Here is a 17,790-nt window from a genome sequence, read left to right on the forward strand (position 1 = left end):
TCCGTGCCGTTCACCCTGTGTCACCCGGCCGCCGTGTTGCCCCTGGCGAGAGGGCCGCTGGTCCCGTCGGCGCTCGTCGCGGGATCGGTCGCGCCGGACGTCTTCTGGTTCGTCCCGCGCCTGCCCGGTGTCGGCCTGACGAAGACGCACGAGTTCGCGTCGGTGCTCTGGCTCGACCCGCTCCTGGCGCTCGTGCTGCTCGCCGTCTTCCAGGTGCTGCTGAAGCGGCCGCTGCTGGCGCTGGCCCCCCGACCGCTCGCCGAGCGGCTCCCCCGCCCCTTCAGCTGGAAGAACCCCGGCTGGATCGCCCTCTCGCTGGTGCTCGGCGCCGCCACGCACGTCGGCTGGGACGCCTTCACGCACCGGGATTCGGGGTTGCCGTTCCTGAGCGTCCCGCTCGTCACCGGCGTCGACGTCGGCCGGCTGATCCAGCTGGTCAGCACGATCGCCGGCGCCGCGGTGCTGGCCTGGTGGCTGCGGACCTGGTACCGCCACGCGCCGACCGCGCCGGCCCCGCAGCCGCTCCGGCACCGCAAGCCCGTCGTCGCGCTGCTCACTGCCGGCACCTCGGCCGGCGTGCTCGGCGCCCTGCTGCCGTTCTTCGCCCACCACGATCCGATGACCCGCGCGGGCGTCGCCGGCAATGCGACCTATCTGCTCGCCACCGGCGCCTGCAGCGGTTTCGCCGCCGCCCTCATCCTGTACGCGCTGGCCTGGCACGCGCGGTATAGGCCGTTATTCAGACCAGTCACGCCATTCAGCATCAGATCAAGCATTACCGCAGTTCAGAAACCCGGGAACGGATCTTGAAACGACCGGCGGAGACCAACGCGAGGGACGATGTTCCCACGTCGGCTTGATCCACTCCGGTCTGTCGGGCCAACGTCCGCCCTCGGGACGCCGCGCGTGCCCACACGAGAAGGCAGCCCCGGCACGATGGCAGCGACGGTCACCCCGAAGAAGAAGGCACCCACACGCCCCCGGCTCGCGAAGGCCGGACAGCTCCCCTCGAAGTGCTGGCGCGCCTACGTCTGGGACTCGCACCGCCAGCGGAAGCTGTGGGCGACCAACCCCGAGGACGGCACGGAGACGTTCGAGGAGCGGTGGATGGCGGAGGCGGCTCAGATCGCCCTCTACCGCCGGATGGAAGCCCGGGCTACTCGACAGCCAGCCTGACGTACATGCGACAGGTCGTCGCCTACGCCTCGGTCGCCGGCGCGGACCTGGACGCGATGTTGCGGGGCTGGTTCGAGGAGCATGGCGGCCAGGCGGCCCGGAGAATGATCACGAACGTGAGGATCCGCGAAGGTTCAGCCTTGCCGATCGGGTAGCGTTGTTCATGCTTGTCCACGCGAGGCGGCCGAGTTCCAGCAGGACCGCTTCGTCAGGCTCATAGAGCATCATGGCCAGGAGTCGCGGTGATGTCGATGGGTGTTACCCGGAGGGTGCTGGCCCAGGATGCGTCGGGGCCCGACCACCAGACCGTAGAACGCCAGTACGCGCGGAGCCCCTGTCCCGCTCAGCTCGCCGTGTGGGCGAGACGAGACGCGACGGAGTGCCCCCAGGTGCCAGGCAACTCCTCGACCGCGTGGGAATCTCGTGGGAAGAGAGGCCGACTCCGAGCGATTTGACCCGACAACGCGCGACTCGGCGCGATGTGCTTGACACGGCAACCGACCAGGCGGGAGCCTTGCCCGGCTAAAACACCAGGTCAGCACGCAGGTGGCTCCGATAAAGGTCGTTATACGCCGAAAAGGCCGCTCCGGAGAGCGGCCTTCCAGCGGACGACCTCAGACCGTGAACCCGAGGGCGCGCAGCTGTTCGCGGCCGTCCTCGGTGATCTTCTCCGGGCCCCACGGGGGCATCCAGACCCAGTTGATCCGGAAGTCCTTGACCAGGCCCCCGGACGTCAGCGCGGCGTTCGTCTGGTCCTCGATCACGTCCGTCAGCGGGCAGGCCGCCGACGTCAGCGTCATGTCCAGGGTGGCCGTGTTGTCCGGCTCGACGCGGATGTCGTAGACCAGGCCCAGGTCGACGACGTTGATCCCCAGTTCCGGGTCGACGACGTCGCGCATGGCTTCCTCGACGTCCTCGATCTTGGCGAGGTCGAGGTCCTGCTTCGCGGTGGTCTCGGCGTCGAGGTCGGCGGCGGTGCGCCCCTCACGAGTGGCGGTTTCTTCAGTCATGCCTTTTCAGCTCCACTGCTCGTCCGGGCGACGGCGTCCTTGAAAGCCATCCAGCCGAGGAGGGCGCACTTCACGCGGGCCGGGTACTTGGCGACGCCCGCGAAGGCGACCCCGTCCTCCAGCACGTCCTCGTCCGGCTCGACCTTTCCCTTGCCCTGCATCAGTTCCACGAAGGCGTCCATGGTGGTGAACGCCTCCTCGACCGTGTGGCCGACGACCAAGTCCGTCATGACCGACGTCGACGCCTGGCTGATCGAGCAGCCCTGGCCGTCGTAGGAGACGTCGGCGACCTTCCCGTCGTCGAGCTTGACCCGCAGCGTCACCTCATCGCCGCAGGTCGGGTTGACCTGGAACGACTCGGCGTCGAACTCCTCGCGCAGGCCGCGGCCGTGCGGGTTCTTGTAGTGGTCCAGGATGATCTCCTGGTACATGCTCTCCAGGTTCACTGCGCCACCCCGAAGAACTTCTGCGCCTCGCGGACCCCGGCCACCAGGGCGTCCACTTCGGACAGATCGTTGTACAGGTAGAACGACGCGCGCACGGTCGCCTGGGCGTTGCACGCGCGGTGCAGCGGCCACGCGCAGTGGTGGCCGACGCGGACGGCGATGCCGAGGCTGTCGAGCACCTGGCCGGCGTCGTGCGGGTGCACGCCGTCGATCACGAACGACACCGTCGCGCCGCGGTCCTTCAGGTCCGTGGGCCCGACGATCCGGACACCCGGGATCGCGCCGATGCCCTCGAGGGCCGCCGCGGCGAGCTCCTTCTCGTGCGCCGCGACGCGGTCCATGCCGATGGCCGAGAGGTAGTCCACGGCCGCGCCGAGGCCGATGGCCTGCGACGTCATCGGCACGCCGGCCTCGAACCGCTGCGGCGGCGGCGCGAAGGTCGAACCCTCCATGCGGACCATCTCGATCATCGACCCGCCGGTCAGGAACGGCGGCATGGCCGACAGCAGCTCGGTGCGGCCGTAGAGGACGCCGATGCCGGACGGGCCGAGCATCTTGTGCCCGGAGAAGGCCGCGAAGTCGACGTCCAGCTCGTGGAAGTTCACCGGGAAGTGCGGCACCGACTGGCAGGCGTCCAGCACGGTGAACGCGCCGACCGCCTTGGCCTTTTCGACCAGCAGCGAGACCGGGTTGACCGTGCCGAGCACGTTCGACTGGTGCGCGAACGCGACCACCTTGGTGCGCTCGGTGATCAGCTCGTCCACATCGGACAGGTCGAGGCGGCCATCGGGCGTCACCTTGAACCACTTCAGCGTCGCCCCGGTGCGCTGGCACAGCTGCTGCCACGGCACGAGGTTGGCGTGGTGCTCCATCTCGGTGACGACGATCTCGTCACCCGGGCCGACCACGAACCGCGCGGCTTCCGGGCCGGCGGTGGCGGCGTTGCCGAACGAGTAGGCGACCAGGTTGATGCCCTCGGTGGCGTTCTTGGTGAACACCAGTTCCTCGGGGTCGGTGCCGACGAACTCGGCGATCTTCGCCCGCGCGGACTCGTAGGCGTCGGTCGCTTCTTCCGACAGCTGGTGCGCGCCGCGGTGCACGGCGGCGTTCGACGTGAAGACGTAGTCGCGTTCCGCGTCGAAGACCGCTTGCGGGCGTTGCGAGGTCGCCCCGGAGTCCAGGTACACCAAGGGTTTCCCGTCGCGGACGGTGCGCGACAGGATGGGGAAGTCGGCCTTCAGGGCCGCCACGTCCAGTGGCAAACCCGCCGAAGCGCGCTTCTCAGCTGAGGCGGCATCAGCACTGCTGGCCGAGGTGGTGGTCATCGGGCCGACCCCTCTCTTCTCGGTGTGATGAACGTCAGACCGCGGCGGGCTCGGTCTTGCCGGTGTACTTGACGTACCCGTGCTCCTCGAGCTCGTCGGCCAGCTCCTTGCCGCCCGACTCGACGATCTTGCCGCCGGCGAAGACGTGCACGAAGTCCGGCGTGATGTGCCGCAGGATCCGGGTGTAGTGCGTGATCAGCATGACGCCGACCTCGCTCGAAGCCTTGTACTCGTTGACCCCCTGCGAAACGATCCGCAGCGCGTCGACGTCGAGGCCGGAGTCGGTCTCGTCGAGGATGGCGAACTTCGGCTTGAGCAGCGCCAGCTGCAGGATCTCGTGACGCTTCTTCTCGCCGCCGGAGAAGCCTTCGTTGACCGAGCGCTCGGCGAACTCCTGCGAGATCTCGAGCTTGCCCATCTCCTCCTTGACCTCCTTGACCCAGTGGCGCAGCTTGGGGGCCTCGCCACGGACCGCGGTGGCCGCGGTGCGGAGGAAGTTGGACATCGACACGCCCGGCACCTCGACCGGGTACTGCATGGCCAGGAACAGGCCGGCCCGCGCGCGCTCGTCGACGCTCATCTCGAGCACGTTCTCGCCGTCCAGCAGCACCTCGCCGGAGGTCACCTCGTACTTGGGGTGGCCGGCGATGGCGTAGGACAGGGTGGACTTGCCGGAGCCGTTGGGGCCCATGATCGCGTGCGTCTCACCCGACTTGATGGTCAGGTTGACGCCCTTGAGGATCTCCTTGGCGCCTTCCTCGGTGGTCACCGAGGCGTGCAGGTCCTTGATTTCCAGCGTTGCCATTCTTCGTTTTCCTCAGTCAGAGTGGGCGGTCAGGCGCCAACGGCTTCGAGTTCGGCTTCGATCGCCGCTTCGAGGCGCTCGCGCACCTCGGGGACGTCGATCTTGACCAGGATCTCGTGGAAGAACCCGCGCACGACCAGGCGCCGCGCGGCTTCTTCGGCGATCCCGCGCGACTGCAGGTAGAACAACTGCTCGTCGTCGAACCTTCCCGTCGCGCTCGCGTGGCCGGCGCCCTCGATCTCGCCGGTCTCGATCTCGAGGTTCGGCACCGAGTCCGCGCGCGCGCCCGGCGTGAGCACCAGGTTGCGGTTGAGCTCGTAGGTGTCGGTGGCCTCGGCGGCCGCGCGGATCAGGACGTCGCCGATCCACACCGTGTGCGCGCCCTCGCCCTGCAGCGCGCCCTTGTACATCACGCGCGAGCGGCAGTTCGGGACCGCGTGGTCGACGAACAGCCGGTGCTCCTGGTGCTGGCCGGCGTCGGCGAAGTAGACGCCGAGCATCTCGACGTCACCGCCCTTGTCCGCGAACGTCGCCGTCGGCGAGATGCGGACCAGGTCGCCGCCCAGGGTGATCACGGTGTGCCGCAGCGCGGCGTCGCGGCCCAGCTTCAGGTGCTGCTCGGAGACGTGCACGGCGTCGTCGGCCCAGTCCTGGACGCTGACCACGGTGACCTTGGCGCCGTCGCCGATGACGAACTCGACGTTGTCGGCGTAGGTGCCGGAGCCGGCGTGGTCGAGCACGATCACGGCTTCGGCGAACGCCTCGGCGCGGACCTGCAGGTGCCCGTAGGCGACCTGGCCCTCGCCGGGGCCCTGGATCCGCAGCACCGACGGCTTCGACGCCTTCGTCTCCTTGGGCACCGTCACGACGGTGGCCGTGGTGAACGCCGAGTACGCCTGCGCGGCGATCCGGTCGCTCGGGACACCGGCTTCACCGAGGCGCGCGTCGTCGCGGCCGACGGTCTCGATCTTCAGCTCGGGCGCGGCTTCGGCTTCGAGCGTGATCTCGCCGGTGGCGACCGCGCTGCCGTCGTGGAGGCCGCGAAGGCGCTTCATCGGCGTGAAGCGCCAGTTCTCCTCACGGCCGCCCGGGACCTCGAAGGCCTCGACGTCGTAGGAGGTGAAGCGCTCCGCGCGGGAGGCCGCCGGAATGACGGCCCCCTCGCGAAGAGCTTCCGAAACGTTGTTCTCGGTAACCGACATGACTAGCCGACGGACCCTTCCATCTGGAGCTCGATCAGGCGGTTCAGCTCGAGCGCGTACTCCATCGGCAGCTCACGGGCGATCGGCTCGACGAAGCCGCGCACGATCATCGCCATCGCCTCGGCCTCGTCGAGGCCGCGCGACATCAGGTAGAACAGCTGGTCCTCGCTGACCTTGGACACCGTGGCCTCGTGGCCCATCGACACCTCGTCGTTGCGGATGTCCACGTACGGGTACGTGTCCGAGCGCGAGATGGTGTCGACGAGCAGCGCGTCGCAGACCACGCTGGAGCGCGAGTGGTGCGCCCGCTTCGCGACCTTGACCAGGCCGCGGTAGGACGTCCGGCCGCCGCCGCGCGCCACCGACTTCGACACGATGGTCGAGGACGTGTACGGCGCGAGGTGCTCCATCTTGGCGCCCGCGTCCTGGTGCTGGCCCTCGCCCGCGAACGCGACCGACAGGACCTCGCCCTTGGCGTGCTCGCCCATGAGGAACACCGACGGGTACTTCATCGTCACCTTGGAACCGATGTTGCCGTCGATCCATTCCATGGTCGCGCCCTCTTCGCACTTGGCGCGCTTGGTGACCAGGTTGTAGACGTTGTTCGACCAGTTCTGGATGGTCGTGTAACGGCAGCGGGCGCCCTTCTTGACGATGATCTCCACGACCGCCGAGTGCAGCGAGTCGGACTGGTAGATCGGCGCCGTGCAACCCTCGACGTAGTGCACGTACGCACCTTCGTCGACGATGATCAGGGTGCGCTCGAACTGGCCCATGTTCTCGGTGTTGATCCGGAAGTAGGCCTGCAGCGGGATCTCCACGTGCACGCCCTTCGGCACGTAGATGAACGAGCCGCCGGACCACACCGCCGTGTTCAGCGCGGAGAACTTGTTGTCCCCGGCCGGGATGACCGAGCCGAAGTACTCCTGGAACAGCTCCGGGTGCTCCTTGAGCGCCGAGTCGGTGTCCAGGAACAGGACGCCCTGCTCCTCCAGGTCCTCGCGGATCTGGTGGTAGACGACCTCGGACTCGTACTGCGCGGCGACGCCGGCCACGAGGCGCTGCTTCTCCGCCTCGGGGATGCCCAGCTTGTCGTAGGTGTTCTTGATGTCCTCGGGCAGTTCCTCCCAGGAGGTGGCCTGCTTCTCCGTGGACCGCACGAAGTACTTGATGTTCTCGAAGTCGATCCCGGAGAGGTCGGCCCCCCAGTTGGGCATGGGCTTCTTCTCGAAGAGCTTGAGCGCCTTCAGTCGCGCTTCGCGCATCCACTCCGGTTCGGACTTCTTCCCGGAGATGTCGGTGACGACATCCTCGTTCAGCCCGCGACGGGCGCTGGCGCCCGCTTCGTCGGAGTCGGCCCAGCCGAACGCGTACTTGCCAAGGGACTCGATGGTCTCTTCCTGGCTCAGTGGCGCGGTGGTGGGAGTGCGCTGCTCGGCAGCGGCAGTCATGCGGGTTTCCCTCCATTCGGGATCCGTGCTGTGTGCCCCTCGGGGGACACCGTTCTCGCCGGCTCGGGATGGGCCGGCTGACCCGCCGTGACGGGTACGTGGGTGGTGCACGCGGAGTCCCCGCGTGCGATGGTCGCCAGCCGCTGGACGTGGGTGCCCAGCAGCTTCGCGAACGCCTCGGTCTCGGCCTCGCAGAGCTGCGGGAACTCCGCGGCCACGTGGGCGACCGGACAGTGGTGCTGGCAGAGCTGGGCGCCCACGTTCTGCCCCGGTGCCGGGGCACCGACCTGGCGGGTCGACGCAGCGTAGCCTTCCCTGCTCAACGCGGTCGCGAGGGCCTCCGCGCGCGCCGCGGGATCACCCGGTCCGGTGATCGCCGGGCGGTGCGGGCCGACGAGCTTCTCGATGCGCCGCTCGGCGAAGGCGCGGACGGCGTCTTCGCCGGCGTGCTCGGCCAGGAAGCGGATCGCGGAGACGGCCAGGTCGTCGTAGGCGTGCCCGAAGCGGGCGCGGCCGGGCTCGGTGAGCAGGAACAGCTTCGCCGGCCGACCCCGGCCTCGGGGTCCTCGGCGCGGTGCGTCCCGCGTCTCGGCTTCGCCATCCGCGAGAAGCGCGTCGAGGTGCCGGCGGACCGCGGTGGGGCTGATCCCGAGCTGCTCGGCGACCACGACGGCGGTCATGGGACCCTGTTCCAGCAGCAGCCGGGCGACCTCGTGGCGGGTCTTGCCCTCGGCGCTGACCTGCGACGGAACGTGCGGGAGCGCGGCACGCGGCATGTCGCCGCCCACCTGTTCACCCGCCTCCGTCTTTTTCACAACACAAGTGTGTCTTATTTCCGGATGACCCGCAAAGGCGGGGCCTCCGGCAGTGATCCGACTCACTCCGGGGCGGACCGATACCCTGCACCCGTGGCAGTGGGTGAACACAACCGGCAAGTGGCACGGCTCGTGAGCGGGCGTGCCCACGCGGTGACGCTTTCCCCGGTGCGGCCCCGCGAACCGCTCCCCCTCGAGGCCGGTGAGCAGCGCGGGCTGAACGTCGTCCGGCGCTTCGGCACGGTCGGGTCGCTGTTCCTCGCGCTCGGTTCGCTCGGCGCCGGCGCCGCCCCGGTGATCAACCCGGTGCAGGAGATCCCGGTGCTGCGGCTGTTCACCCGGATCCCGACGGTGTCGCTGGCCATCGCCATCTCCGGGATGGGCATCCTGGTGCTGAGCTGGCTGATGCTCGGCCGGTTCGCCCAGCCCAGCCGCACGCGCCTGGCGTCGCAGGGCCAGCTCGCGCGCACGATCGCGCTGTGGGTGCTGCCGCTGCTGGTCATCCCGCCGCTGTTCTCCCGCGACGTCTACAGCTACCTCGCGCAGAGCGAGATCGTGCACCGCGGGATGGACCCGTACGTGCTCGGCCCGGCGCAGGCCCTCGGTGTGGCCGACCCCTACACCTCGGGGGTCTCCAACATGTGGCGCGAGACGCCGGCCCCGTACGGGCCGCTGGTGCTGCGCCTCGGCGGCTGGCTGGCGCCGCTGGCCGGCAACAGCATCGCCGTCGGCGTGCTGCTGCAGCGGCTGCTCGCGATGGCCGGCGTGGTCCTCATCGTGTGGGCGCTGCCCCGGCTGGCGCGGCGGTTCGGCGTCCAGCCGGCGACCGCGCTGTGGCTCGGCGCGCTGAACCCGCTGCTGATCTTCCACTTCGTCGCCGGCGCTCACAACGACGCGCTCGCCATCGGCCTGATGCTCGCCGGGCTGGAGGTGGGCATCCGGCGGCTGCCGATCCGGGTGAAGGGCGACACCCCACCGCCGCTCGCCCGCGGGGAACTGCTCTACATCGGGCTCGGCGTCGCGCTCATCACCCTCGGGGTCGCGGTGAAGCTGCCCGCGGTGTTCGCCCTGCCGTTCTTCGCCGTGATGGTGGCGCGGCGCTGGCACGGCCGGCTCAAGGACCTGTTCGTGGCCGGGGTGCCGATGGCGCTGTGGTTCGGCGTGGTGCTGGTGGCCGTCTGCTTCGGCACCGGCCTCGGCTTCGGCTGGTTCGGGGCGACGTTCGCCGCGCCCGGGCTGGTGCACAGCTGGATCTCGCCGAGCAACGAGCTGGCCAACCTGGCGGGTGTGCTCGGCATCTCCCTGAACCTCGGCAACCACACCAGCGCCCTGGTGCCCATCTTCGGCATGCTCGGCTACGCGGTCGCGATCGCGATCACCGTCAAGTTCCTGTGGGACAGCTTCAAGTGGCGCTACCGGCCGATCATCGGCCTCGGCGTCTCCCTCGGCGCGGTGATGATCCTGCAGATCAACCTGCAGCCGTGGTACCTGCTGTGGGCGGTGATCCCGCTGGCCGCGGCGGCCGGGACGTCCCGCTTCCGGGTCGCCGCGACGGTGATCAGCGCGGCCCTGCCGTTCCTGCTCCCGCCCACCGGCAGCACCTTCGACGGCCGCCCGTACGTGCTGCCGTTCGCCTACGTCGCGGCGATCGTCGTCTGCGGCGGCGGGATGCTGATCGTGCGGCGCCTCGCGCCCGTGTTGCTGTCCCGGCCGTCCCCGCCGGGGCCCGCGCACGCCGACGCCGTATCGTGACGCGATGTGAGTGTCCCTGCCGTCGAGATCAGCGGGCTGGTCAAAAGCTACGGCTCCACCCGCGCTGTCGACGGTCTCGACCTGCGGATGGAGCGCGGCAGCCTGCTCGCCCTGCTCGGCCCGAACGGCGCCGGCAAAACCACCACCGTCGAGCTCTGCGAAGGCTTCCTGAAGCCTGACGCCGGCACGGTCCGCGTGCTCGGCTTCGACCCGGTGCGCGAGTCGGCCGCGCTGCGCCCCCGCGTCGGGATCATGCCCCAGGGCGGCGGCGCCTACCCCGGCGTCCGCGCCGACGAGATGCTCAGCCTGGTGGCCTCCTGCGCGGCCACCCCGCTGGACCCGGCGTGGCTGCTGGACGTCCTCGGGCTGGCGCCGGTGCGCCGGACGCCGTTCAAGCGCCTCTCCGGCGGCCAGCAGCAACGGCTTTCGCTGGCGTGCGCCCTGGTCGGCCGTCCGGAGCTGGTGTTCCTCGACGAGCCGACGGCGGGCATGGACCCGCAGGCCCGCCGGCTGGTGTGGGACCTGCTTTCGGCGTTGCGCCGCGACGGCGTTTCGGTGCTGCTGACCACGCACCTGATGGAAGAGGCCGAGGCGCTGGCCGACACGGTCGTGATCGTGGACCACGGCAAGGTCGTCGTCTCGGGCGCGCCGCAGTCGCTGACGGTGGACGAGACCGGCAACGCGGGGCTGCGCTTCAAGGCCCGCACCCGGCTCGACACGGCGTTGCTGGCCGCCGCCCTCCCGGAGGGCTACGCGGTCCGCGAGTCGGCGCCGGGGACGTACGTGGTGGCCGGCTCGGTCGACCCGCAGGTGGTGTCGACGGTCACGGCGTGGTGCGCCCAGCAGGGCGTGCTGCCGGAGGAACTGCAGGTCGGCAAGCGGACCCTCGAAGAGGTCTTCCTCGAGCTGACCGGACGGGAGCTGCGGGCATGACTTTCGGTCCCGGGACGTTCACCCCGGCGCCCGGCCGGGGGTCGCTGGGCCGGATGCTGCGCACCCACGCCCGCGTCGAGGCGAGCCTGACCCTGCGCCACGGCGAGCAGGTGCTGCTGACCCTGCTGATCCCCCTGGCGTTGCTGATCGGGCTGTCCCTGCTGGACATCCTGCCCGCGTCGTCGCTGGGCCCGACGTCCAAAGTGGACTGGATCACCCCCCGCATCCTGGCGCTGGCGGTGATGTCCTCGGCGTTCACCGGCCAGGCGATCGCCCTGGGCTTCGACCGCCGCTACGGCGTGCTGAAGCGCCTCTCGGCCACGGCCCTGCCACGGTGGCTGCTGGTGGCGGGCCGCCTCGCGGCGGCCCTGGTGGTGGTGGTCCTCCAGTCGGCGATCATCGGCGTGGTGGCGGCGTTCCTCGGCTGGTCACCTTCCCCGGCCGGCCTCTTTTCGGCGGTGGTGCTGCTGGTGCTCGGAACGCTGGCGTTCGGCGCGCTGGGCGTCCTGCTGGGCGGAGCGCTCCGGGCCGAGGCGGTCCTGGCGTTGGCGAACATCGTGTGGTTCATCCTGCTGCTGGCGGGCGGCATCCTGCTGGCACCGTCCTCCCTGCCGCGGGGGTTGGCACACGTCGTCGAGCTGCTCCCGTCGGGCGCACTGGCCGAAGGCATGCGAGCGGCTCTCGTGGACGGCTCGTTCGCGCCGGGGCCGATGGTGGTGCTCGCGGCGTGGGCGGTGGTCGCGGGCGCGGTGGCCTCCCGGACGACCAAGCTCACCTGAGCGCGGGCACCGACACCATCGCGCGGTAGTACCCCTCGGGGTGCGGCTCGCCCACGTCCCGCCCCTCGGCCCGCACCCACGCGTGCGCCGCGAACGGCGGGCTGACCCGCACCCCCGCGCACCACTCCGGCCACTGCCCGGCCAGCCGGGCCACCAGCACCGTCGCCACCGACCGGCGCAGGCAGCCCTGCGGGCCCGCGGCCTTCAGGCTGACGCTCGTCACCAGCGTGCGGCAGCGCAACGCGGTCGCGTGGTCCGCCGGCCGCGCGCCCCGGCGCACCACCTGGAGCACCGCGCGCAGGCGCGCCGGGGGCAACGCCGCCAGGCGGCCGGCCACCAGGGTCAGTACCCCCGCCACCAGGCGGTGCGGCCAGGGGAACCGCGCCGGCGTCCGGGCGATCGTCTGGGGTGAAGTCATTTCCGTCCCTCCCGCGGCGTCACCAGCAGGCCGCGCTCGGCCAGCGTGCCGATCAACCGGCCCACGTCGTCCCGCGCGGTCTCCACCGGCACCGCGAACCGTTCCGCGACCCGCTCGGCGGCCAGGTCGGCGTCGCCGTCCAGCAGGGTTTCGAGCACGAAGAACCCCGTCGCGTTGAGGCTGAAGTACCGGCCACGGCGTTCGTCGAGCAGCACGGCCCCGTACTCGGTGCCGGTCACCAGCACCGCCTTCGCCAGCCGGTAGGTCATTCCGCCTGCCTTTCGCAGCTGCGCAGCCAGGTCTCGGCCGCGATCGTCGGTTCCAGCCGGTACGCCGGCCGCCGGATTTCGAGGGGCCCGCGCGTCTGTTCGCGCCAGGCCGCGACGTCGAGGAAGCCGAGCCCGGCGAGGCGGCTGTCCTCCCCCACCCCGCGGAGCTGGTCGCGGTGGCGGGCGGCGCCGGTCACCACGGTCGCGGCCGTGGTGGACTTGCCCGTCCGCTCGAGCGCCACGTCGGGCACGATGCCGCGCATGGCCGCCGTCAGGACTCGCTTGTACCGGGCGGGGTCGAACCGCACCTCGCGCCGGACGGACAGCGCCGCACGGACGACGCGGTCGTCGAAGAACGGCGCGGACACCTCTTCGCCCGCCGTTTCGGCGAGGGCCTGGTAGGCCGAGGCGACCGCCGATCCGTTGAGCACGGTGGCCAGCGACGCGTGGACACCGCGGTCTTCCGCCAGCGGCTCGGCCGTTTCGGCGGCCCGCAGCAGCTCTTCGGCCGCGAGCTTCGTGACCTCCGGCGTCGCCCAGGCCGGGACGGTGGGCACCGTGCCCCAGCCGAGGTCGTGGCCGAGGCGCGGCCGGTCCCGCTCGCCGATCCGCGTCGCCGTCCGGCCGAGCCACTGCCGGTAGGACTCGCGGCCGAGCGCGCCGCGCAGCACATCGCGGTAGGACCAGCGGTTCTTCACGACGGTGTGGCGCAGGTACCGGGCGCCGGTCACCGGCGACGTCCGCAGCAGCGTGGCGATCGTCTGGATCGGCGCGGAGCACGTCTCGTCGCCGCCGAACCCGGTCAGGTGCACCACGGGCCGGTGCCGGCCGCCCCGCCGCACGATGTCGAGGAACCGCCGGGCGTTGTGCCACAGCGGAAACGGCTCGTCGAACGCCGGTGCGGGATCGAGGATCCCCGCGTACACCAGGGGAACCTCGGCCGCGGGAAGCACCTCGTGGCGGATCCTCCCCCGGGCTTCGAGCCGGTTGACGGTCTCGGTCGCGTACTCGACGTCGAGGTCCATGGCGTCGGGCTGCGCGGCGGTCATGGCGACCACGTCGGCCCCCGCCCGCACGGCGAGCGAGCACAGCGCACTCGAATCCAGCCCGCTCAGATGGGACACCACGGTCCGGCCCGCGCCGGCCCGGACGGCCACCGCCCGGTCCAGTTCGGCCCGCAGTTCCTCCGCGACGGCTTCCAGCGGGCGGTCCGGCTCGGGCGGGGTCCACCAGCGGCCTTCGACGCACCCGGCGGCCGTCACCTCCGCGTACTCCCCGGGACCGACGGCCCGGACCCCGGCCCAGACCGGTTCCCAGGAAAGGGGCCAGGGCGCTCCGGGGAACACCAGGCGGGAAGCAATGGCGCCCGGCCGGAACCCGGTGCCGGCCAGCTTCGCGAGCACGGCCGCGGAATCGCCGAGCACCTCGACGCCGCCGATGCGGCAGCGGTGGACGCGCCGCAGGCCGGACGCGGTGCCCTGCACCCGGAGGCGACGGTGGTCCGCGGCGATCACGTGGCTGCTGCCGGGCAGCTCGGCCAGCGCGGCGACCGCGCGCGGCAGGTCCGCCGGAAGGGCGCGCAGGGTGTGCTCGGTGGCCGCGTGCTCCCCGACCAGGGCCGTCACGAGCCCCGGCTGCCTGCCGACGACGAGGTGTCCCGGGCGGAACCGGCCGGCCAGCCAGGGATGGCCCGACGGGTGGTCGTGCACTTCGATTCCCCTGTCCGTCCGCCGCAGCGCGTCGGCGATCGCCCGGCTTCCGCCGGCGTCGGGCAGGACGACGAACCAGCTCCGGTCCATCCGGCTGCTCCCGTTCCCCTTCTCGCTCGCCACACCGGTCATCGGACCCCGGCCGGGGCGCAGCGGACCTGCGCCCCGGCGGGAATCCGGATCAGTGCCACTGAGCGCCGATCCACTCGAAGTCGTCGCCCTGCACGCCGGCGGTGTGCTCGGCGAAGTCGCCGAGTTCGGTCAGGACGCTCGTACTCTTCCATCGGTTTCCCCTCTCGGAAATGATTCACGGTCGATCACCAAGCTAGTGATCAATTAACCGGTGGTCACTCCGGCGATGAGGTGATCGGCGCAAACCTGAGCACCGGGAAAGCGTTGGAGGGCAAGGGGTTCAGCCAGCCGCGGACTCGCGGCCGAGCCGGCTCAGCGCCTCGCCCCGCTGCCGGATCGCGGCGAGCACGTCGGGGCGCCGGCCGGGCTCGACCGCGGCCAGCAGGTCCGCGAACTCGGCACCGCCGGGCGGCTCCTGGTCGAGCAGGAGGATGAGCATGCGCCCGGCGGCGCTTCGGGCCCACGCCCGGCGCAGCCCCGCGGGAAGCGGCGCCCGCTCGCCGCCGTCGCGCCGCCGGCGGGCCAGCGGATCCTCCCCGCGGAGCCACCGGCTGCGCACGTCGTGGGCGGTGCCCACGGAAACGCCGGCCTCGCGGGCGACCTCGCGGACCGAGGCGTCCGGGTGCTCCGTCAGCACGCGCAACGCCCGCGTCCGCCCCGCGGCCTGGTCGGTCGGGTAGCGGCGGCCGTCCCGGCCGATCCGGGTGTTCGGCTGCGGCACGTCCGCACCCGAACGCCGGCGCGCGGCCGCGACGGTCTTGTCCGAAAGCCCGCTGGCCGCGGCGATCGCGCGGTCGGACCAGGCCGGATGCAGTTCGACGAGCCGGGCCGCGGCGGCCGCCCGGTCGATCGGCGAGAGCGTCCGGCCGCTGTTCGCGTTGAGCCGGACGGCGAGCAGGAACTCGTCACCGGGGGCGCAATCGGCCAGGAGCACGTCGACGTGGGTGAGCCCGGCAGCCTTCGCGGCCAGCAGCCGGTGCGACCCGTCGATGACCCGCAGCCCGTCCCGGCTGACGATCACCGGCGGCAGCCGCCCGGCGAGCTCGGCCAGCTCGCGGACGTGCTCGGCGTCCACCCCGCCGACCCGCGGCGAAACCGCGGGCCGCAGGGCGTCCACCGGCAGGCGCGTCGCCGGTTCGGCCGTCGCCAGCCGGGCGCAAAGGTGTTCGAAGTCCCGCAGTCCGCGCCCGCCGGCCGGAACCGGGCGAGACACGGGGGTCAACCGCCGGTCCGGCGTCCCGGTGGTGCCGACGGCGCGAAGACGGTTCGATGCGCGACTTGATGCACGACGATCACTTAAGGTCCCTCCCCGGTCCTTGATCGTCACTATACACAGATGTGGTAGTCACGGTGGGCGACGAAGCGGCCGAGCCGGTGACCTAGGTCCCTTGCGCTCGCCGCGCCGTTCTGAACCCCGGGACCTGCCGAAAGCGCGTTTTCCGCGCGCTCTACCATCGGATGCGTGCCGTTCACCAGCCTCGTCGCCCGTCTGCCGTACCCCTCCGCCGCCGTGCAGCGGGCCGTCGGGATCGCCGCGGTCCTCGCGCAGGCGCTGATCGGGGTCACCGGCTCCATCGTGCGCGTCACCGGGTCCGGGCTGGGCTGCCCGACCTGGCCGCAGTGCGTCGCGGGCAGCCTGGTCCCGGTGGACCACCCCGGCATCCACGCGCTCAACCAGTGGATCGAGTTCGGCAACCGGCTGCTGACCGTGGTCGTCATCCTGGTCGCCGCGGTCGCCGTCATCACGGCGTGGCGCGTGCAGATCGACCACCCGGAACGCCGCCGGCTGGTCAAGCTGGCCTGGACGATGCCCGGCGGCGTCGTGCTGCAGGCCGTCGTCGGCGGCCTGACCGTGCTCGCGAAGCTGGAGTGGTGGACGGTCGCGATCCACTTCCTGGCGACGACCCCGCTGGTCTGGCTGGCCGTCCTGCTGCTGCGCGCGTTCCGCGAAGGCGACGAGCCCGCGCGCCTGCTGGTCCCGGCCGCGGGCCGCGCGGTCCTGGTCCTGCTCGCCGCGGTGATGTGGCTGGTGCTCGCGGCGGGCACCACGGTGACCGGCGCCGGCCCGCACAGCGGCGACCTCAACACTCACCGCCTCGACGTCCCGGTCGAGGCGCTTGCCCAGGTCCACGGCGGCCTGCTGGTGCTGTACCTGCTCCTGCTCGCGGTGTTCGGCCTCCAGCTGCTGCGCGTCGGCGCGCCGAAGAGCCTGTGGCAGCGCTACACGGCGGTCTGGGTGGTCGCGGTGGCGCAGGGCGCGCTGGGGTCGCTGCAGTACGCGCTGGGCGTGCCGGAGGCGATGGTGTCGTTCCACGTCCTGGGCGCGATGGCGGTGATCATCGCGACGGCGACGCTGTGGACGGGCAGCCGCGACCGCGGTCCGGTGACGTCCCTGACGGCGGCACCGCGGGAGCTCACCGCCGCCTGACGGCAACGCCGCCTTAACTCCGTGGCGGCGTGCAAGTCCCCGCCGTGTATTACTGTTCCCGCCATGACGTCGCGCACCCCGCCCAAGCCGCTGGTCTCCCACCGCCGCGGCACCGGCGAGATGATCGTGCTGAAGACCTTCCTCCTGGTGCCGTTCGCGGCGCTCCTGGTCGCGGTCCCGCTGGTCTGGGGCTGGGGGATGACCTGGGTCGACCTGATCCTCGCGGCGGCGTTCTATGTCTTCGCGACCCTCGGGGTGACGGTGGGCTACCACCGCTACTTCACCCACGGCGCGTTCAAGGCGTCGCGTCCGCTGCGGGTGGTGCTGGCCATCGCGGGCAGCATGGCGGTCCAGGGATCGGTGATCTTCTGGGTGGCCAGCCACCGCCGCCACCACGCGTTCGCCGACCGCGAGGGCGATCCGCACTCCCCCTGGCTATTCGGAACCTCGCCCTCGGCGTTGCTGCGCGGCTTCTGGCACGCGCACATGGGCTGGATGTTCGGCCGCGAGGTGACCAACGCGGACCGCTTCGCCCCGGACCTGGTGGCGGACGCGGACCTGCGCTGGGTGAACCGCTACTTCTGGCTGTGGATCACGTTGAGCTTGGCCCTCCCGGCGTTCCTGGGCGGCCTGCTGACGTGGTCCCTGTGGGGAGCGGTGACGGCGTTCTTCTGGGCCGGCTTGGTCCGCATCGCGTTCCTGCACCACGTGTCGTGGTCGGTGAATTCGGTCTGCCACCTGATCGGCGAGAGGCCGTTCGCGAGCCGCGACCGGGCAGCGAACTTCTGGCCGCTGGCCCTGCTGTCGATGGGCGAGTCGTGGCACAACTCCCACCACGCGGACCCGACGTGCGCACGGCACGGGGTGCTGCGCGGTCAGGTGGACATTTCGGCGCGGGTGATCCGGACGTTCGAGCAGCTGGGCTGGGCGACGGACGTGCGATGGCCGCGGGCGGACCGGCTGGCCGCGAAGCGGGCCTGATCCTCACGCAACGTCACCTCACCAAGCCGCCTTCCTCCATAGTGGACAGACACGCCCGGTAGATTTCCCTTCCGGTAAGCCGAAGAGGGGAAATCGACCAGTGCTCGACAACGGTGGCGAAAGCAACGGCGGAGGGAACACCGGCAACTAGCCGAGCCG

General features: G+C 71.3%; 19 protein-coding genes. 8 read left to right on the top strand and 11 right to left on the bottom strand.

What is annotated here, in order from left to right; genetic code table 11:
• Positions 1–3 precede the first annotated feature (3 nt).
• The 3 genes from C2L59_RS39635 (at position 4) to C2L59_RS47635 (ending at position 1,331) form a co-directional block, all read left to right on the top strand.
• Positions 4–810 carry a DUF4184 family protein gene (locus C2L59_RS39635; protein WP_199199553.1) on the top strand — a complete coding sequence of 269 codons (807 nt, stop codon included), beginning with the start codon at positions 4–6 and terminating at the stop codon, positions 808–810.
• 126 nt (positions 811–936) lie between these two features.
• A complete protein-coding gene (locus C2L59_RS39640; protein ID WP_103354719.1) occupies positions 937–1,176 on the top strand; it encodes a hypothetical protein in 240 nt (79 codons plus the stop codon).
• Between the two features lie 5 nt (positions 1,177–1,181).
• Positions 1,182–1,331, top strand: coding sequence for a hypothetical protein (locus C2L59_RS47635; protein WP_158263141.1), 150 nt, complete (start codon positions 1,182–1,184; stop codon positions 1,329–1,331).
• A gap of 459 nt (positions 1,332–1,790) precedes the next feature.
• Here C2L59_RS47635 and C2L59_RS39645 read toward each other — a convergent pair whose 3' ends face one another.
• Genes C2L59_RS39645 through C2L59_RS39675 form a run of 7 tightly spaced genes read right to left on the bottom strand, consistent with a single transcriptional unit; the run spans position 1,791 to position 8,191 of the window.
• On the bottom strand, positions 1,791–2,186 hold the full coding sequence (locus C2L59_RS39645) for a metal-sulfur cluster assembly factor (RefSeq protein ID WP_003071384.1): 396 nt from the start codon (positions 2,184–2,186) through the stop codon (positions 1,791–1,793).
• Positions 2,183–2,632: a Fe-S cluster assembly sulfur transfer protein SufU gene (sufU, locus tag C2L59_RS39650; RefSeq protein ID WP_103354720.1), complete on the bottom strand. Its 450-nt coding sequence runs from the start codon at positions 2,630–2,632 to the stop codon at positions 2,183–2,185. The genes C2L59_RS39645 and sufU overlap by 4 nt, the downstream gene beginning before the upstream one ends.
• A complete protein-coding gene (locus C2L59_RS39655) occupies positions 2,629–3,957 on the bottom strand; it encodes a cysteine desulfurase (protein WP_233223942.1) in 1,329 nt (442 codons plus the stop codon). The genes sufU and C2L59_RS39655 overlap by 4 nt, the downstream gene beginning before the upstream one ends.
• A 34-nt stretch (positions 3,958–3,991) precedes the next feature.
• Positions 3,992–4,762, bottom strand: a complete 771-nt coding sequence (gene sufC, locus C2L59_RS39660) for a Fe-S cluster assembly ATPase SufC (protein WP_103354722.1) — start codon at positions 4,760–4,762, stop codon at positions 3,992–3,994.
• Positions 4,763–4,791: 29 nt separating this feature from the next.
• Complete coding sequence (gene sufD, locus C2L59_RS39665) at positions 4,792–5,964, bottom strand: Fe-S cluster assembly protein SufD (RefSeq protein ID WP_103354723.1); 1,173 nt, start codon at positions 5,962–5,964, stop codon at positions 4,792–4,794.
• A 2-nt stretch (positions 5,965–5,966) separates the two neighbouring features.
• On the bottom strand, positions 5,967–7,415 hold the full coding sequence (gene sufB, locus C2L59_RS39670; RefSeq protein ID WP_103354724.1) for a Fe-S cluster assembly protein SufB: 1,449 nt from the start codon (positions 7,413–7,415) through the stop codon (positions 5,967–5,969).
• Positions 7,412–8,191, bottom strand: coding sequence for a metalloregulator ArsR/SmtB family transcription factor (locus C2L59_RS39675; RefSeq protein ID WP_103354840.1), 780 nt, complete (start codon positions 8,189–8,191; stop codon positions 7,412–7,414). The genes sufB and C2L59_RS39675 overlap by 4 nt, the downstream gene beginning before the upstream one ends.
• Positions 8,192–8,350: 159 nt before the next feature.
• Here C2L59_RS39675 and mptB point away from each other — a divergent pair, with 159 nt between their 5' ends.
• Genes mptB through C2L59_RS39690 form a run of 3 tightly spaced genes read left to right on the top strand, consistent with a single transcriptional unit; the run spans position 8,351 to position 11,694 of the window.
• Positions 8,351–9,982: a polyprenol phosphomannose-dependent alpha 1,6 mannosyltransferase MptB gene (mptB, locus tag C2L59_RS39680; protein WP_103354839.1), complete on the top strand. Its 1,632-nt coding sequence runs from the start codon at positions 8,351–8,353 to the stop codon at positions 9,980–9,982.
• Positions 9,983–9,988: 6 nt separating this feature from the next.
• Entirely contained in the window at positions 9,989–10,915 is a 927-nt protein-coding gene (locus tag C2L59_RS39685) for an ABC transporter ATP-binding protein (protein ID WP_103354725.1), read from the top strand.
• A complete protein-coding gene (locus tag C2L59_RS39690; protein WP_103354726.1) occupies positions 10,912–11,694 on the top strand; it encodes an ABC transporter permease in 783 nt (260 codons plus the stop codon). Before C2L59_RS39685 ends, C2L59_RS39690 begins: the two co-directional genes overlap by 4 nt.
• On the opposite strand, the gene C2L59_RS39695 is transcribed toward C2L59_RS39690, so the two are convergent.
• The 4 genes from C2L59_RS39695 to C2L59_RS39710 all read right to left on the bottom strand — a co-directional run bounded on the left by C2L59_RS39695 (position 11,687) and on the right by C2L59_RS39710 (position 15,435).
• Positions 11,687–12,112, bottom strand: coding sequence for a lasso peptide biosynthesis B2 protein (locus tag C2L59_RS39695; RefSeq protein ID WP_103354727.1), 426 nt, complete (start codon positions 12,110–12,112; stop codon positions 11,687–11,689). The two genes, C2L59_RS39690 and C2L59_RS39695, sit on opposite strands and share 8 nt — an antisense overlap.
• The gene (locus C2L59_RS39700) at positions 12,109–12,381 is read right to left on the bottom strand and encodes a lasso peptide biosynthesis PqqD family chaperone (RefSeq protein WP_103354728.1); all 273 of its coding nucleotides are present in this window, start codon (positions 12,379–12,381) and stop codon (positions 12,109–12,111) included. Before C2L59_RS39700 ends, C2L59_RS39695 begins: the two co-directional genes overlap by 4 nt.
• Positions 12,378–14,180: an asparagine synthase-related protein gene (locus tag C2L59_RS39705; protein ID WP_158263142.1), complete on the bottom strand. Its 1,803-nt coding sequence runs from the start codon at positions 14,178–14,180 to the stop codon at positions 12,378–12,380. Before C2L59_RS39705 ends, C2L59_RS39700 begins: the two co-directional genes overlap by 4 nt.
• Before the next feature lie 322 nt (positions 14,181–14,502).
• Positions 14,503–15,435 (bottom strand): ParB/RepB/Spo0J family partition protein, encoded by a 933-nt coding sequence (locus C2L59_RS39710; RefSeq protein ID WP_146060502.1) that lies wholly within the window; start codon positions 15,433–15,435, stop codon positions 14,503–14,505.
• A 249-nt stretch (positions 15,436–15,684) separates the two neighbouring features.
• On the opposite strand from C2L59_RS39710, the gene C2L59_RS39715 reads away from it, so the two are divergent.
• On the top strand, positions 15,685–16,650 hold the full coding sequence (locus C2L59_RS39715; RefSeq protein ID WP_103354731.1) for a heme A synthase: 966 nt from the start codon (positions 15,685–15,687) through the stop codon (positions 16,648–16,650).
• A gap of 63 nt (positions 16,651–16,713) precedes the next feature.
• Complete coding sequence (locus C2L59_RS39720) at positions 16,714–17,631, top strand: acyl-CoA desaturase (protein ID WP_103354732.1); 918 nt, start codon at positions 16,714–16,716, stop codon at positions 17,629–17,631.
• The last annotated feature ends 159 nt before the right edge of the window (positions 17,632–17,790 follow it).

The organism is Amycolatopsis sp. CA-128772 (assembly GCF_002904295.1).
GTDB lineage: Bacteria > Actinomycetota > Actinomycetes > Mycobacteriales > Pseudonocardiaceae > Amycolatopsis.

Excerpts from the sequence above, each read along its gene's own strand:
- C2L59_RS39640 (WP_103354719.1), top strand. The coding sequence starts at position 937 with ATGGCAGCGACGGTCACCCCGAAGAAGAAGGCACCCACACGCCCCCGG.
- C2L59_RS39645 (WP_003071384.1), bottom strand. The coding sequence starts at position 2,186 with ATGACTGAAGAAACCGCCACTCGTGAGGGGCGCACCGCCGCCGACCTC.
- sufC (WP_103354722.1), bottom strand. The coding sequence starts at position 4,762 with ATGGCAACGCTGGAAATCAAGGACCTGCACGCCTCGGTGACCACCGAG.
- C2L59_RS39675 (WP_103354840.1), bottom strand. The coding sequence starts at position 8,191 with ATGCCGCGTGCCGCGCTCCCGCACGTTCCGTCGCAGGTCAGCGCCGAG.
- sufD (WP_103354723.1), bottom strand. The coding sequence starts at position 5,964 with ATGTCGGTTACCGAGAACAACGTTTCGGAAGCTCTTCGCGAGGGGGCC.
- C2L59_RS39700 (WP_103354728.1), bottom strand. The coding sequence starts at position 12,381 with ATGACCTACCGGCTGGCGAAGGCGGTGCTGGTGACCGGCACCGAGTAC.
- C2L59_RS39705 (WP_158263142.1), bottom strand. The coding sequence starts at position 14,180 with ATGGACCGGAGCTGGTTCGTCGTCCTGCCCGACGCCGGCGGAAGCCGG.
- C2L59_RS39655 (WP_233223942.1), bottom strand. The coding sequence starts at position 3,957 with ATGACCACCACCTCGGCCAGCAGTGCTGATGCCGCCTCAGCTGAGAAG.
- sufB (WP_103354724.1), bottom strand. The coding sequence starts at position 7,415 with ATGACTGCCGCTGCCGAGCAGCGCACTCCCACCACCGCGCCACTGAGC.
- C2L59_RS39720 (WP_103354732.1), top strand. The coding sequence starts at position 16,714 with ATGACGTCGCGCACCCCGCCCAAGCCGCTGGTCTCCCACCGCCGCGGC.
- C2L59_RS39695 (WP_103354727.1), bottom strand. The coding sequence starts at position 12,112 with ATGACTTCACCCCAGACGATCGCCCGGACGCCGGCGCGGTTCCCCTGG.
- C2L59_RS39690 (WP_103354726.1), top strand. The coding sequence starts at position 10,912 with ATGACTTTCGGTCCCGGGACGTTCACCCCGGCGCCCGGCCGGGGGTCG.
- C2L59_RS47635 (WP_158263141.1), top strand. The coding sequence starts at position 1,182 with ATGCGACAGGTCGTCGCCTACGCCTCGGTCGCCGGCGCGGACCTGGAC.